Raw genomic sequence first — 15,692 nt, forward strand, 5'->3', positions numbered from 1 at the left:
ATTACTCCTGTTCAGGGTTTCTTAAATAGTAGCCAACACCGCGTCTGGTAACCAGATAAGTCGGATGGCTGGGATTATCTTCGATTTTTTCACGTAGACGACGAACAGTCACATCCACGGTTCTTACATCACCAAAATAGTCATAGCCCCAAACGGTCTGAAGCAAGTGCTCTCTTGTCATAACCTGACCAATATGTTTTGCCAAATAGAACAACAGCTCAAATTCTCTATGTGTCAGTTCGATTTTTTCCCCACGTTTAGAAACCATGTAGGCATCCGGATGTATGGTTAAATCACCAATTGTCAGCTCAGAAGGTACAGCTTCTTCCGCTTCCTTCACGCTTGCTACACCACGACGGAGATTTGCTTTAACACGTGCAACTAGCTCTCGATTAGAAAACGGCTTTGTTACATAGTCATCTGCACCCAGCTCAAGGCCAAGAACCTTGTCGATTTCAGAATCCTTCGCAGTCACCATGATAATCGGCATATCGTATGTTTTTCGAATCTCTCTGGCTACTTCCAACCCATCTATCTTAGGAAGCATCAAGTCCAACAGAACGAGATCCGGTTCTTCTTCTTTTACTTTTTCCAAAGCTTCTTCGCCATCATAGGCTGTGAACACTTCATACCCTTCTTTGACAAGATTGTATTTGACAATCTCTGAAATCGGCTTTTCATCGTCTACAACTAATATTTTTTTCATAAAGAGGCACCTCTTTTTCTTCATTCTACTTTTTAGTATTCGTTGTTGTTTTACATTATACCTTATTTTATCCAGTCTTTCATCTTTGCTTGCTGATTTTATTGATTGATGGGAGCAGAACCGCAGAACTCTTTCTCCTTCTTTTTCTATTTTATTCCTATTTTCTTAAAAGAAACAGTAAGAAGGGGGCGAGCTATTAATTTTACAAGCACCTTCTCTATCAGTAATAAAAAAAAGAATCGGTGCATAGCTGCGACCAATTCTTTCCTCGTTCTATTTTATACTTCTTCAGTATCTAAAACATATTTAGCAACTACTGCTGCCAACAAGCCGCCAATTAGCGGTGCTACGATAAATACCCAAAGCTGAGACAACGCGTCTCCACCTGCAAAAATTGCAGGACCTAAGCTTCTTGCCGGATTGACTGATGTACCAGTCAATGGAATACCTACTAAGTGAACCATCGTCAGCGTCAAGCCAATGACGATACCCGCAAGGTTTGCATTTCCTTTTTTTGCACTTGTAACTGTCATAATCACTAAAACAAAGATGAATGTCAAAATAATTTCTACAGCTAAAGCACCTACAGCAGTCAAATCACCGAAACCGTTCTGACCAAGATTTGCAGTATCACTGCCGCTTGCGTTCAGAATAGTTAATAGAGTGAAGGATGCAAGAATTGCTCCGACTATCTGACCTACGATATAGTAGATAAAATCCTGTGTTGTAATGCGTTTGTTGATCCACATTCCCAGAGAAACTGCGGGATTTAAATGTGCACCTGAAATTGTTCCAATGCTGTAAGCAGCGGCAACAATTGTTAAGCCGAAGGCCAATGCGATACCTGTCGTACCGATTCCTTCCATTCCATTTCCCAATACAGCTGTAGCTGTCCCGAAAAATACTAAAATAAATGTACCAATAAGTTCTGCGATTGCTTTTTTCACAATTTTCTCCCCTTTCATCTTAATGAGTTTAACATAACAGTTGTTTTTTTCAATACTTTTTCATGAAATTTTCATTTAAAAAGCAAGGTGATTGTTACTTTTCACCTTGCTCCATTCTAGCACAATATAATGCTTGTTCAATTATTTAGCTCATAATCATCAATTTCTAGTCTTCCAGTATTTGGATGCCGATTCCAAGCAGCCCCGGACCTGTATGAACCACTAATGCAGGACTAATAGTACCAAAATAGATTTCTTCCGCTTGTGGGAAGCTGTCCTTCAATTTCTGATAGAAGCCCTTTGCATCTTCCTCTGCTTCACCGTGAGCTACAGCTAAAGCAATTTTTTTATGATTTCCAACAAATTCCTTAATCAACTCAAAGGTTTTTTCAAGACTCTTCTTTCTGCCTCTTGCTTTAGAAACAGTGTAGTAGATGCCTTGCTCGTTACAGGAAATAATTGGATTGAGCTTCAATGCATTTCCAAGAATCGATGCAACAAGGCCAATTCGTCCACCCTTTTGCAAATATTCAAGCGTGGCAACGTTAAAGTAAATCTTGGAGCGTTTCACATTCTCTTCTGTTTTCACTTTGATTTCATCCCAGGAATCGCCGTTTTCAACCATTTTGGCTGCTTCGATAACCTGCAGACCCGCTGCAATTCCAATATTTTTTGTATCCAAAACAAAAGACTCCAATGCCGGAAAGTCTTCTGCAATTAACCGAACAATATTATGTGTACCGCTAAGACCGCTGGAAATCGTAATTGCCAACAGCTTCTCATAACCATCCTCTTTGATTTTCTCAAAGATTTTTGTAATTGTCGCACCATCAGGTAAAGAAGTACTTGGAATTTCCTGAGGCAAACGCTGATACACTTCTTCCGGTGTAATATCTACCTTATCAGTATATACTCGATCCTTATAAATGATTTGTAATGGGATAACATATATATTATATTTTTCAACTAACTCCTGTGGAACATCTGTACCAGAATCTACGAGTATAGCAATTTTTTCTTTATTCATGATTTTCTCTCCATCTTCTTCAAATATAGTTGTTCCAGCGCAATAACCTTTTCACTGAACATTTTTGTCGCAAACGACAATGTTGCAGCTTTTACAGCTAATAATTCTGTTGGAATCGTCTCATCGAATGCCGCAATTGATTCTTCTCCTAATGCCTGACAGACAACTACTTTCAATGCCGTTTCCTGTTCGCTGACAAATAAATCATAAGCCTCTCGAATCCCAACAACAGCCCCTTGAAAAATAATGCCCTGTTTGATTTCAGGAATCGTCAATACCTGCTTCAACAGGGTAATTGCAATTAAAAAGGCAAGATGCTTCTGGTTATACCTTTTCTTTTTTGGTGAGGGAATCAGCCCTTGCTTGACATAGTTATTTACCATTGAAGATGTCAGTAACGTATGCTTTTCTGTCGTAATCAGCGGTGACAAATACTTTTCGACAAGAGTGATTACCTGATCCATATATAAATCAATATCAGGAAGCTCATGCCATCTTGGCAAATGAATATCCTTCAACTCTTCTCCCCATATTTCCAACGAATCTTTGATATCATTCAAAAAAACACACCACCTTTTTCTTATAAAATCTTAACATATTTACAGATATCATTCAATCTAGTTTTGAAAACTAGATAATATTTTATATTTTCTTAAGCTCCTGTACTCACAGTCTTCATTATTCAAATACTCCAATTATCAGACCTATATAACTTTGAAAAATTATGCCTTTGCATCGAAGCCTGTTGGCAGACATGCGGAAACACAACAAAAGAAAAAAGCTCTGCTATAATTCCAAGAATCAAACACAGCCTTTGATTCTTGACCTTATAACAAAGCTTTCTATTTATTTTTTTTCAGCGCATTTCGTCCAATCAAATAGCCAGTTAAAAGAATCCCTTCTAACAGGATAAAAAACAGAATAAAGCAATGCATGAAAAAGGTTTCTGGTAATACATTGATGATTGGATCGGTTGCAGGGTTGAACAGCCACGCATCATTATTAAAAAAAATGCTGTGAAACTGTACAAAAAATTGATCAAACCCGATGAACATTAGGAACAACAGAATCAGTGGAAGAATCAGCCCAATTCTAAAGGGATTCATCAACCGCCATAACCAGCCATTTTTCTTCAGATAGCGTAAAAAGAAACCAGACGGCACAATCGTAACCAATAGTACTCCATAATTTAGTAAGAACAGTCGTTTCACTTCGTAGAAATGAAGGGCGCCACTTTCCGATACCGGAAAATCAGACAGCTTCAGCGTTGATATAAATGGATTATTCAAGTATTGCATCAATTGATCGAAATTAGCGATAAGCTCTTTCTTTCCAATAGTCGTGTAATCAAGAATAGTCAAATAATCAATATCAAAAATATACAGCGGTCTAAAATTAATTGTGATTGCTATACACAGTGAAATAATTGTTAAAAATAAACAGAAAAATCCTAGATATTCGAAAACTAAGCCTTTGCGTTTCCCCATATCAAATTTTCCATTCATCTAATGATTCAACAGTATAGGTTGCGGGAACAGGCAGAGTTGGAACATCTTCCTTTTGAGTAAATCCTGAAAGAACTAGCAATGTATCAATACCATTTTTGATTCCAGCCTGAATATCAGTTTCATAATTGTCACCAACCATCAGCACATCATTTTTTTTCAGCCCCAGCACTTTCACAGCTTCATCCATGATTACCGCATTCGGCTTTCCGATCATTATCGGTGCTTGTTGAACAGCTGTTTCAACAAGTGCAATCATTGAACCAGCCCCCGGAAGCAAACCACGTTCAGTCGGAATGTTTTTATCAGGGTTTGTTCCAATGAATACCGCTCCGTTTCTAATGGCTAATGTTGCCTTAACAAATTTTTCATAGGTAATCTCTGTATCCAAGCCAACAATTACATAATCTGGTGCTTCTTCATCCCAAACAAAGCCAGCTTCTAAAATCAAGTCAACTAACCCCGATTCTCCGATTACATAGACCCTGTTTCCTTTATTTTCTTCTCGCATAAAGTCAATCGTTGCCAAGCTGGCTGTATAAATAGTTGCTGCGGGAACATGAATATCAAACTCATTTGCCAATCGTTCTGCCACTGCTGTTGGGGTTTTCGTCGTATTGTTCGTAACGAACAGAAAAGGCTGCTCACTTTGCTGCAGCCGTTCAACAAATCGTTTACCGGCAGGAATAATTTCTTTTCCCAGATAAATTGTCCCATCTAAATCAATTAAATAACCTTTATAAGCCATGAACTACTGCTCCTCACGTTGACGGATTGTAAACGACCGATTTGTCGTTTCTTTCTTTTCGCTTTTTACCGTTGGATTTTTACTGTTTCCAGGATTCTCCTTACGATTACGAATCACCGGTTTGCTCTTCTTAACATTGCTCGGTGCATTTACCGGCGCTTTCTTCTCTTCTGTGTATGCTTGTTGGGAACGATTATTGTTCGTTCGTTTATTTCGTTTTCGACGAGGTCCTTGTTTTTCTCGTTTTCCGCCAACACGCTTGATAACAAAATAGGCACAACCAAAATTACAAAACTCATATAGATAATCTTCCAACGTATCAATCCGTTGATCAGGTGAAGACTTTCTGTTTTCAGTATCAAAAAAGCCCTTCAATCGTAATTGATCATAACCCCAATCTCCAACAATGTAATCATATCTGGATAAAATATCGCTGAAGCGCTCACCAATTTTCTCAAGGTCGAATGCCTCACGATGGTTTTTCACCAGTATGTACTGACGGTCACCAATCATAATCTGATTTTCATCTACGATTGACACTACTTCGCCCTTTTGTTTTGCTTTTACAGGCTCTTCATTTATTTCTTCAATAACAGCTGTCAATTCAGCCGTTAACTCATTTTTTTCTTCAGTCTTTTCTGTCATGATTTCACCACCTGTCGTTCATTATAGCATATTTTATAAAACAATATATCTGCTTTGAAGGCTTGTTTTTCAGTTAAATAAAACTATAGAAATGTTTCTCTCTCTAGTCAGCTTCAACAATATAGCGAGAAGTTAATCTCAATGTTTAAAAACTATCGTTGCCGATTTCTACGTACTTATATAATCGGTATCGCAATAATTAAATAGGTCATCCTGCTTTCACTCAGCAACTGCCTTTCAAAATTTCTTTTTATTATTGTATATTGTTGCCATACTGGTGTCAACAATCCTTTGATATAATAAAAAAGTAACTATGAAAGAATGAACTGGAGGAAAAACATAATGATTACAATTTATATTTACGTTCTTGACACTTTAGCTGACTGGGAAATGGGGCACCTTATCTCAGAATTAAATTCTGGTCGCTTTTTTAAAAAGGATGCAAAGCAGCTAGTAATTAAAACTGTAAGCTACTCTAAAGAGCCTATTACAACAATGGGCGGGGTTAAAATAGTACCTGATTGTTTGACTGATGACATCGTCACAGATAAATCAAGCGTATTGCTATTACCAGGGGCAGACACATGGAACGATCCAAAGCATTCTGCTATTCTCGAGAAAGCAAGTGAATTTTTTGCATTAGGTGCTACAGTTGGAGCAATATGCGGAGCTACTGCTGCCCTTGCCAACGTTGGTCTATTGAATAACGTTGCTCATACAAGCAACGGAATGGGCTTTCTTGAAATGGTTTCTTCTAATTATAAAGGAGCAAGCACTTATGTAGATGAACCAGCCGTGACAGATAACAACCTTATTACTGCGAGTTCCACAGGAGCCTTATTATGGACGAAGCAAATCATTGAAAAGTTAGATGTTTTCAAATCAGATACACTGGAGTCATGGTATCAATATTTTAGTACTGGTAAAGCTGAACACTTTTTTGCCCTCATGCAGACTTTGCCGGCTAATGATGAAAATTAAGTCTCGTTACTAAAGAGGTCGGATCAGAAAATACTTCTGATCCGCTTTTTATTTATATAGTGCCCTGAACGAGCTTAGACACCCAATTATCTCACATGCTTCTAGCAGTTTTTCTCGTTTGTACAATGTGGAATCAAGTATCTCTAAAAGTCGTACCGGCCAATCTTTTCATTGGCTCCAAATCTTACTTCTCTCATTTTTTGAAACTCGTTTTATGGACGTCGTTCATTAGGCCTTTTTATTGATTGGGTAGTAGCGTCTGAGGTAGTCCCCTAAAACATTTCGAATGAATTCAGGAAATAAGAATTCTACTTTCCCAGCCAATTCAAGCGTCGGGAAAAACGGAATAAATAAAAAGTGATCCACTGTTGTGATTGTGTAGCTTTTATCAGCCTCAAGCTCCTGACCATCCCAATAGGCAGTCTTCGTTGCTTTGTCATAGGAAATACCATCATAAACAAGATCGCCAAAGATTTTCCCTCGAAATCCCATACCGACAATCGAAAACTTTCTCAGGAAATGTCGATTTTTTTCCATCTCTCTGATAAATCGAATCATATCTGCTCCCGCTAAGGTAACACGGATTAAATGCATCGGGTGGGGCAGCAACTGATGCAAATTATCCTCTGTGACCACACCTTTAGGAAGATTGCCTAAAAATAAGCCTGTGTTCAAAACAGCAGCTGTCGTCTGCCCTCTCTTTTTCACTGCTTTAAGGGCTTCAAAAATCACCGGGTGCAGACTATCCAGTTCATGAGAAAGTTCATACGGTAGTTTAGCAAGTTTCTTTTTCTTCAGGAGTTTATGACCTTGTTCCAGATATCCCTCAATTTCTGCAGCATCCTCCACACACTCAGCAAAGGACTCTGTCGACAAAGCTTCCGCCGATGTTTCAATAATTTTCCCATTTTCCAGAAAAATTCGAACCTCACCGACATACTGTCCAAATTTACCAGCAGCTGACAACTGTGTGTGATTGATTTTTTCTCCATATCTAAATAGATGATGTGTATGAGAACCTAGAAGGACATCAATCTCAGGGTATTTTGTAGCAATTTTCATGTCCTGATCAATACCCAAATGACTCATCAATACCAAAACATCACATGTTGAACGAACCTCTTGAATCAAGGCAGGCAACACCTCATCCACTGTTCGAATATCCCATCCATTTGGTTCATAAGTTAATGGGAATGGTGCAGTTAGCGCAATAAGCCCGAGCTTCGTGCGGCTTGGCGTTTCTAAAATTTTATGTGTTTTAGTCCAAGTTGGGCGCTTACCAGTAGTAGGATCGTATAAATTGCCCAAAAGAACATCAAAATTAGCTTCATCATAAAGTGCATTTAACTGCGATTTGGAATTTCCGACACCTTCATTATTTCCAATCGTAGCAGCATCATAATTTACTGTGTTCATCAGCTGAACATTTGCACGTCCATCAGTTGCTTCTGTCAAAGGATGCCAACGATCAACAAAATCCCCCAAATCAACTGTAAATATGCTCTTGTCTATGGTTTGCTCTGTTTTTTTCTCTCTAAGAAATCTCCTGATTTTAGGCCAGTTCTCAAAATGAGAATGCAGATCGTTTGTATGCAGTAGAACAATCTCTTCCATACGCTTCCCTCCATATTTTCACTCTCTGACAATAGTAACACACTTCAAAACGATTCGTCTTTCTTATCGTTCACTCAATACTTGAACCCGAGAAAAGCCTGAATGCAGATACAGTAAATTAAAGGTCTTTTCTACAAACAAATGTTATACTAAATAAAAGATATATATTGATTGCTATTGTTCTAAGTTTTTGCCTAGTTCTAAGGCTTGATTTGAACCTTAAGCTATATCGCACTCTCTTAGTCCAATAACAAATACTTCACACACTACACTATAGGATGGGGATTGAAATGAAAAAGATTTTAGCAATTGTCGGCGGCATTTTATTATTGGTATTATTGTTTACTATTCCTTGGGCTATTATTGGTTTGACAGGTGCGCTGGGAATTCTGATTTCTATAGGAAGCTTCTTCTATTTCCGACAGAAAAGAAGACCCGAAAAAGCAAAGGTTTCTGCAATGGTATTGGGCGCTTCTGTAGTAGCATTTGCTGTGGGGATTTATTTGACTCCCTCCGCTACCTCAGAAAAAGAAGCGGTCCAAAAAGACAGCAAGCCCCAAACTGAACAAACAACAAAAACGACAGAAACCTCTGAAGAAAAAGAAATGGTATTGAGCCTAGCAGAGGCTGTCGAAACAGATGACGGTGGAACAGTCACTATCAAAGGTACAACAGAGCCTCATGCAACAATCTATGTCTCCTCTGCTGCACCTGATGAAAAGCAAACGGCAGACGCTAACGGAGATTTTGAGCTAACACATACTCTTTCAACGGACAGTGAGCAGGAATTGAGTATTATTGCTGAGCTAGATGGCAGAAAAATTTCTAAGCAGCTTTTGGCGACACCTTCGGCTTCCTTTATCGCAGCGAAAGAAGAGGAAGCAGCAAAACAAGCAGAAGAGCTGCGACTTGCGGAAGAAGCCAAGAAAAAACAAGAGGAAATTGATCGCTTAACAAAAGAAGCGGAAACTGCCGTCGCATTAGCTGAAGCAGAACAAACCAGAGATAAGGTTGCTGCAGCCAGCACAGCTATCGCTGCCATCCCAGAAGGCAATCAAGGGTTGACCAGCAGAGTAAGTGCTGTAGATACGGCAATCCAAGCGCGTGAGGAACAAGAAGCCCAGCAAGCAGCTGCCGCGGCGGCTGAAGCAGAGCAGGCAGCTCAGCAAGAACAAAATAATGTTACAGAAATGGTACTGGTCACTCGAACCGGTGAAAAATACCATACTAGAAAATGCGGAAATGGTACGTATACCTCTGCAACATTACAGGAAGCACTTGATAGAGGCCTGACTCCATGCTCAAAATGCTTTGGTTAAAAATTTGAATTTATCAAACACTCATAGTATATTACGCATTATTTTACGGTATAATTAAAAAAAGTAATTTTTTGGAGGATAGATATGGAATTTTCTTCACCAATTGGCACACTTTGGCTAGATGCAAATGAAGTTGGACTGACGGAGGTCTCTTTTTTCCCAATAGAAGGACATCAAACCAACCAATGGACAGAACAAGCAGCTCAGGAGCTTAGCGCTTATTTTAACGGAACCCTTAAGCAATTCACTACCCCGCTTTCCTTTGAAAAAGGAACCGTCTTTCAGCGAAAGGTATGGGATGCTTTGTCTGATATCCCCTATGGAGAAACACGTTCCTATTTAGATATCGCCATTGCTGTAAACTCAGAAAAGGCTGTGCGGGCGATTGGACAGGCAAACCGAAATAATCCATTACCAATCATCGTTCCGTGTCATCGGGTCATAGGAAAAAATGGCAAGCTAACAGGCTATATGGGGAAAACCTCGGAAGAAGGACTTTCAATAAAATCCTATCTTCTTGAACTGGAAAATATTCTGTAATTTTATACAAAGAAACGAGCCCAATTCACTTAAGATTGGGCCCGTTTTTTCGTTTAATCATCCAAGTAATCCTCTTTCGAAAATTCCGTTTCTTCATATTTTCCGGAATCTCCATAATAACGGTTATAGCGTTTTTTAAATTTACGAAAAGCATAGGTCACCAACACTTTGATGATGGCATAAATCGGAATCCCAAAAATCAAGCCAAACATTCCCAGTAAATCACCCATAACCAGCAACACAATGACAATTGTCAACGGATGGACAACCAGATGTCTGCCCATTACCTGCGGCTCGATTAAATGACCATTCAGCATTTGCACAATCACCCAAACGATACACATTTGCACCAGCATAGGGAAAGAAACCATCCATGCCACAATGACAGCTGGAACGAATGCAACAAAAGGACCGATGTATGGCACAACAGCCGTAACGCCCACAATAATCGATAGTGTTCCCGAATAAGGCATACCGATGATGAAAAATCCGATAAATGTCAAAATTCCGACAGCAATCGACACCAGTATTTGCCCTTTCAAATAGGCGCCAACCTGACTATTCATCGTTGCACCAATCTCTTTGGCATCAGAACGAAACTTTGGCGGAATGATAGCTAGAATGGAAGCAAAAAATTTTCGATCATCCTTCAACAAGAAAAATGTGATGATTGGCGCTGTCACCATAATTAATGCAAATCCAGTAATCGTCGAAAAGACAGTTGAGGCACCTACCACAGCTTTAGTAAAGTATTCATACAGACTATCCGATACATTGTTAAACCATTTTTGTATACTAGCTAAAGTATCCCGTAACGACTGTTCAAAAGGCGTGTCCTTGAAAAAATCACCGATGTTCCGTGATACATCATTAATATACGAAGGAAAATCTTTTAGCAGGCTGTTAAGCTGTTTTTCCAAAATAGGAATCACCAAAATCACACCAAGTACAATCAACCCCAAAATCAAGAGAAACAAGAGTGACACACTGATGATTCGCTTCACACCTTTTCTTTCCAACCAATTGATTAGAGGATTAAGTAGGTAATACAAAATAAGGGCAAGAATCACCGGACCGATGACTGTCTTAAAGATAATTTGAAATGGTTCAAAAATAAAATTCACCAGATGAAAAATGAAAATCACACCGCCCAGCAATAATAACGCAACCAAAGTAAACAATAAATTCCGACCACCGAGAAATGTTATCCATCTCGTTTCCTTCTTATTCATTCCATACTCCCCCTCTACATAACTTTACTTCATTGTATCGAAGAATGAAAAAAGTTGAAAGAAATAGGCTACCAGATATCCACTGGTTAGTCAGCGCAAAAGTTGACCACTCTATTTACTCATCCATTGATAGATGCCGATTTCAAACTATTGTGAACATCCCCTTGATTACAATTTGAACCCACGGATTGGTAAAAAAAACACTCAACACTAAATTTCAAAAAAATGTGTCAAGTGACTAGAATATTATTATTTTGATTCTTGTTTCTACTATACAAGCATTCCTAAATCAGAATAATCCACGTAATTGCGTGCACGCATTTCCTATTCCATGAAGAAGTATACTAGGAACAATTGAACCATCAAACATCGCCTCATCCACATAGCTCATCAGAAACGACCAAAAAAAGGAACTAGAAATGTCGCAAGATAGACTCCGCTACTAAGTGGTATGTCGACAAACAAAGCAGCACTGGCAATAATACCATCTTTTCCCCCCTAACTTACTTGCAAATTGTTTCACTAAAAAAACTCTAAACAATAATTCTTCGCTAAAGTCTTGTGCTAAATGAGAAGAAATAAGTCTAGGAATAACTCCGGAAAAACCAAGCCCTTCCCTTTCCAGCAATCGAAGAGGATATATCTACCACTAATATTGTAGTGATCCTATTTTTACAGTTCAAATCTATTTGTAATCACAGTAAAAATACCGAACAACAATCAAATTGTCCGGTATTGGAATCAAACTATTCAAATACTACTTCGCTTTTTTGCGTTGGGAAGCTTCCATAATTACCGGTAAAATCACTGGGCGGCGTTTAGTCTGATCGAACAGGTAGCGACTCAGTTGATCCCGAATGTCTTGCTTCAGCTTGCTCCATTCAAAGTCTTTGTTTTCAAGATGCTTTTCAACAATCTCTGTAACGATGTTACTGCTTTCCTTCATCAAATCTTTGCTTGTCTTCACATAGACAAAACCTCTTGAAGTGATTTTTGCCGGAGAAACAATCTTTTTCTCACGACGATTGATAGTAATCACAGCAACAAAGATACCATCTTCTGATAAAATACGACGATCTCTAAGAACGATATTTCCAATATCACCGACACCTAAGCCGTCAATCATGATATTGTCTGCTGTTGTCGTACCAGATGCAGACATCTTTTTCTTCTTGTATTCTAAGATATCGCCGCGTCCCGTAATAAAGATATTTTTATACGGAATTCCCAGCTCGTGCGCTAAGTCAGCATGAGCGGCTAATTGACGATACTCCCCTTGAACAGGGATGAAGAATTTCGGTTTCATTAGGTTCAGCATCAACTGTAAATCTGCCGGATTTCCATGACCGGAAACGCGTAGATTATCAGAAATTTGCTTCACTGTTCCACCTGCGCGATAGACGATATCCTCCGTCTTGGCAACAACGGTTTCCATCGCAGTTGTCGGTGTTGTCGTAATGTAGACTAAATCGCCTTCTTTGATGCTCACTAAACGATGCGTTTTATTCGCCATCTTTTGCAGAGATTTAATTGGCTCACCCATTCGACCTGTTTCTAAAATCAACAGCTCCTCATCCGGATATCTCTTCATATCCTTTGGTGTGATGATTAAATCTTCACTTGGCAATTCCAGTTTATCTAGTCGCATAGCTGTGCGGATAATTTTCTCCAAATCAAGACCAGTCAGTACGACCTTGCGCCCTGATTTATGCGCAGCATTTAGTACCTGTTGTACTCGTTTCAGGTTGCTTGCAACTGAGGCAACAATGATTCGGCCTTCCCAGTATTGAATGGTGTCATAAACTTCATCCGCAATTTGCAGCTCGGAAGCCACTGGTGTGGGGTTTTCGGCGTTTGAAGAATCACTCAACAACGCCAATACACCTTCACTGCCTATTTCTGCTAAACGGCCAAATTCTGTTTGGTACATTGGTGCAGCACTTTGGTCGAACTTGAAGTCTCCTGTATAAACGATATTTCCCTCATCTGTTTTGATACTAATTCCGATAGAATCAGGGATTGTGTGTGTTGTTTTGAAAAAGCTGACTGTCGCATTCCCAAAATCAATTTCAGTATGCGCATCAACAACATGAAAATCCTTGAATTTCTTTGATGACGGATGCTCTCCTACATTTAGCTTTGCAAGCTCCACAGTTAATTCTGTACCGAATACTGGCACCTGAACTTTGGATAACAAATATGGCAATGCGCCAATTGCATCGGCATGCCCGTGAGTCAGAAAAACTCCGGCAATTCGATCAATGTTTTCTTCCAGATATGTAAAATCCGGAATCACCACATCAATTCCTAAAAGTTCATTTTCCGGATATTTCAATCCGCAATCCAGTACAAAAATTTCATCTCCTACTTCAGCGATATACATGTTTTTTCCATTTTCGCGCACACCGCCAAGTGGAATGATTCTTATTGTACTCACTCTTTTCACCTCTCTACTTTCTGCTTGATTATATATCAAGAATTTGCAATATTTTTTCTTTCTCCTCAGAAGTACATGATACAAGAGGTAAACGTAAATCTCCAACAGAAACACCTAAATGATTCAACGCCATTTTTACTGGCGCAGGAGATGGTACAGAGAACAATGCATTCATTTTCGGCAGCAGCTTGCGCTGAATCGAAGCAGCTTGCTTAAGCTCACCTTGATCCAAAGCTTGAAACATCGTATACATGTCATTACCGAAAATATGACTGGAAACAGAAATTACACCTTGACCGCCCAATGCTTTTGTTGCAAAAGCAAGGGAATCCTCTCCTGTATAGACCAGAAAGTCCTTAGGTGCTTTCTCAATCAGCTCCGTCAATGCATCAAGACCGGCACATTCCTTCACAGCAATAATATTTTCCAGCTCTGCCAGTCGAAGCGTTGTCTCTACCTCGAGACAAGCAACGGTTCTGCCTGGTACATTATACAAAATGATTGGCAAATCACTGGCTTCTGCAATTGCCTTGAAATGCTGATACAGTCCCTCTTGATTTGGTTTATTATAATAAGGAACAACCGCCAGACCGGCATCAATTCCTTCTATCTGAGCAATTTCTTTCACGAACTCTACTGAATCTCGTGTATCATTTGTTCCAACGCCGCAAATAATTGGTACACGACCATCAACTAAACGAATCACTTCGTTGAACAGGTCAATTTCCTCATCATGTGTCAGTGTTGGCGACTCTCCCGTAGTCCCCGCAAGAATCAGGCCTTCTGTATGTGAATCCAAAAGAAGCTCTACTAATTCAGGCAGCTTGCCGAAATCAATTTCTCCTGTTTCCGTAAACGGTGTAACCATTGCAGTAATGATTGATACATTCGTCAATTCCATACCCTTAACCTCCATACTTTTTTAAACTCGAACCAGATCCATTTCATGAAGTGTCTCTGCGATTTGAACAGAGTTCCATGCAGCACCCTTCAGTAAATTATCAGAAACAACCCATAGATGGAAACCCTTGTCGACATCTAAATCTTTACGAATTCTGCCAACAAATGTCTCTTTCTTGTCAATGCTTGTCAATGCTTGAGGATACAATTGCTGACTCGGATCATCCTGCAGCACAACTCCCGGTGCTGCCGTCATCAGCTCTTGAATCGCTGCAACTGAAGTATCATTCTTTACTTCGATGTAAACAGACTCTGAATGACCGGATAATACCGGAATACGAACACAGGTCGCACTAACTTTCAGTGTCTCATCACCCATGATTTTCTTCGTCTCATTGACCATTTTCCACTCTTCGTAAGTATAATCTTCATCTGAAAAAACATCGATTTGCGGAAGCGCGTTGAATGCAATCGGATAATGCTTTTTATCTCCGCCGCATGGCATGATTTCCGCAGTAAGCTCCTCAACAGGAGTTCCGTTAATAAGCTCAAGCGCTTGTTTCTTCAGCTCTTCCACAGCGCTGATACCCGCACCGCTGACAGCCTGATAAGTCGAAACAATAATTCGTTCTAGTCCAACCGCTTGTCTGATTGGCTCAAGTGCAACCATCATTTGAATCGTTGAACAGTTGGGATTCGCAATAATTCCTTTATGCTGCTTCAACGCTTCTCTATTTACCTCTGGAACAACTAATGGTACATCCTCGGCCATTCGGAAATGGCTGGTATTGTCGATAACTACTGCTCCCCGTTTCACTGCCTCCGGAGCAAAGACTTTAGAAATCCCTCCACCGGCACTGAATAACGCAATATCGACATTTTCAAAAGACGCTGGAACTAATTCTTCCACGACCAGTGTCTGATCCTTAAATTTCAGTTCTTTACCCGCAGAACGTTTTGAAGCTAAGAGTTTAATTTGCTTAATTGGCAACTCTGTCTGCTCCAACATTTCGATCATTTTTGTTCCAACTGCCCCTGTTGCACCTACCACTGCAACAACATATGATTTTTCCATACTTAGTAAATCTCCT

At 39.5% G+C, this 15,692-nt stretch carries 15 protein-coding genes; 3 read left to right on the forward strand and 12 right to left on the reverse strand.

Features of this window, described 5'->3' with window-relative positions; all coding sequences use genetic code 11:
• Window position 1: 1 nt before the first annotated feature.
• The 7 genes from yycF to IW510_RS17995 form a co-directional block, all read right to left on the reverse strand.
• Window positions 2-706: a response regulator YycF gene (yycF, locus tag IW510_RS17965; RefSeq protein ID WP_086347305.1), complete on the reverse strand. Its 705-nt coding sequence runs from the start codon at window positions 704-706 to the stop codon at window positions 2-4.
• Window positions 707-984: 278 nt separating this feature from the next.
• A complete protein-coding gene (locus tag IW510_RS17970; protein ID WP_202061956.1) occupies window positions 985-1,671 on the reverse strand; it encodes an MIP/aquaporin family protein in 687 nt (228 codons plus the stop codon).
• A gap of 148 nt (window positions 1,672-1,819) precedes the next feature.
• On the reverse strand, window positions 1,820-2,680 hold the full coding sequence (locus IW510_RS17975; protein ID WP_202061957.1) for a DegV family protein: 861 nt from the start codon (window positions 2,678-2,680) through the stop codon (window positions 1,820-1,822).
• Window positions 2,677-3,240 carry a DUF1836 domain-containing protein gene (locus IW510_RS17980; RefSeq protein WP_202061959.1) on the reverse strand — a complete coding sequence of 188 codons (564 nt, stop codon included), beginning with the start codon at window positions 3,238-3,240 and terminating at the stop codon, window positions 2,677-2,679. Before IW510_RS17980 ends, IW510_RS17975 begins: the two co-directional genes overlap by 4 nt.
• 282 nt (window positions 3,241-3,522) lie before the next feature.
• Entirely contained in the window at window positions 3,523-4,167 is a 645-nt protein-coding gene (locus tag IW510_RS17985) for a TIGR01906 family membrane protein (protein ID WP_202061961.1), read from the reverse strand.
• A 1-nt stretch (window position 4,168) separates the two neighbouring features.
• Window positions 4,169-4,933, reverse strand: coding sequence for a TIGR01457 family HAD-type hydrolase (locus IW510_RS17990; protein WP_202061963.1), 765 nt, complete (start codon window positions 4,931-4,933; stop codon window positions 4,169-4,171).
• Between the two features lie 3 nt (window positions 4,934-4,936).
• A complete protein-coding gene (locus tag IW510_RS17995; protein WP_202061965.1) occupies window positions 4,937-5,578 on the reverse strand; it encodes a YutD family protein in 642 nt (213 codons plus the stop codon).
• A 342-nt stretch (window positions 5,579-5,920) separates the two neighbouring features.
• On the opposite strand from IW510_RS17995, the gene IW510_RS18000 reads away from it, so the two are divergent.
• On the forward strand, window positions 5,921-6,559 hold the full coding sequence (locus IW510_RS18000; RefSeq protein ID WP_202061967.1) for a type 1 glutamine amidotransferase family protein: 639 nt from the start codon (window positions 5,921-5,923) through the stop codon (window positions 6,557-6,559).
• A 228-nt stretch (window positions 6,560-6,787) separates the two neighbouring features.
• On the opposite strand, the gene IW510_RS18005 is transcribed toward IW510_RS18000, so the two are convergent.
• Window positions 6,788-8,173: a bifunctional metallophosphatase/5'-nucleotidase gene (locus IW510_RS18005; protein ID WP_202061969.1), complete on the reverse strand. Its 1,386-nt coding sequence runs from the start codon at window positions 8,171-8,173 to the stop codon at window positions 6,788-6,790.
• A gap of 290 nt (window positions 8,174-8,463) precedes the next feature.
• Here IW510_RS18005 and IW510_RS18010 point away from each other — a divergent pair, with 290 nt between their 5' ends.
• Window positions 8,464-9,492 carry a hypothetical protein gene (locus IW510_RS18010; RefSeq protein ID WP_202061971.1) on the forward strand — a complete coding sequence of 343 codons (1,029 nt, stop codon included), beginning with the start codon at window positions 8,464-8,466 and terminating at the stop codon, window positions 9,490-9,492.
• An 84-nt stretch (window positions 9,493-9,576) separates the two neighbouring features.
• Window positions 9,577-10,032: a methylated-DNA--[protein]-cysteine S-methyltransferase gene (locus IW510_RS18015; RefSeq protein WP_202061973.1), complete on the forward strand. Its 456-nt coding sequence runs from the start codon at window positions 9,577-9,579 to the stop codon at window positions 10,030-10,032.
• A gap of 53 nt (window positions 10,033-10,085) precedes the next feature.
• Here the strand turns inward: IW510_RS18015 and IW510_RS18020 are convergent, their stop codons facing one another.
• The 4 genes from IW510_RS18020 to IW510_RS18035 all read right to left on the reverse strand — a co-directional run bounded on the left by IW510_RS18020 (window position 10,086) and on the right by IW510_RS18035 (window position 15,676).
• The gene (locus tag IW510_RS18020) at window positions 10,086-11,264 is read right to left on the reverse strand and encodes an AI-2E family transporter (protein WP_202061975.1); all 1,179 of its coding nucleotides are present in this window, start codon (window positions 11,262-11,264) and stop codon (window positions 10,086-10,088) included.
• Window positions 11,265-12,021: 757 nt separating this feature from the next.
• Window positions 12,022-13,701: a ribonuclease J gene (locus IW510_RS18025; protein ID WP_202061977.1), complete on the reverse strand. Its 1,680-nt coding sequence runs from the start codon at window positions 13,699-13,701 to the stop codon at window positions 12,022-12,024.
• A 28-nt stretch (window positions 13,702-13,729) separates the two neighbouring features.
• Window positions 13,730-14,602 carry a 4-hydroxy-tetrahydrodipicolinate synthase gene (dapA, locus tag IW510_RS18030; RefSeq protein ID WP_202061979.1) on the reverse strand — a complete coding sequence of 291 codons (873 nt, stop codon included), beginning with the start codon at window positions 14,600-14,602 and terminating at the stop codon, window positions 13,730-13,732.
• 21 nt (window positions 14,603-14,623) lie between these two features.
• A complete protein-coding gene (locus IW510_RS18035; RefSeq protein ID WP_202061981.1) occupies window positions 14,624-15,676 on the reverse strand; it encodes an aspartate-semialdehyde dehydrogenase in 1,053 nt (350 codons plus the stop codon).
• Window positions 15,677-15,692 lie beyond the last annotated feature (16 nt).

It is taken from the genome of Enterococcus sp. BWR-S5, from assembly GCF_016745255.1.
Taxonomy (GTDB): Bacteria; Bacillota; Bacilli; order Lactobacillales; family Enterococcaceae; genus Enterococcus_L.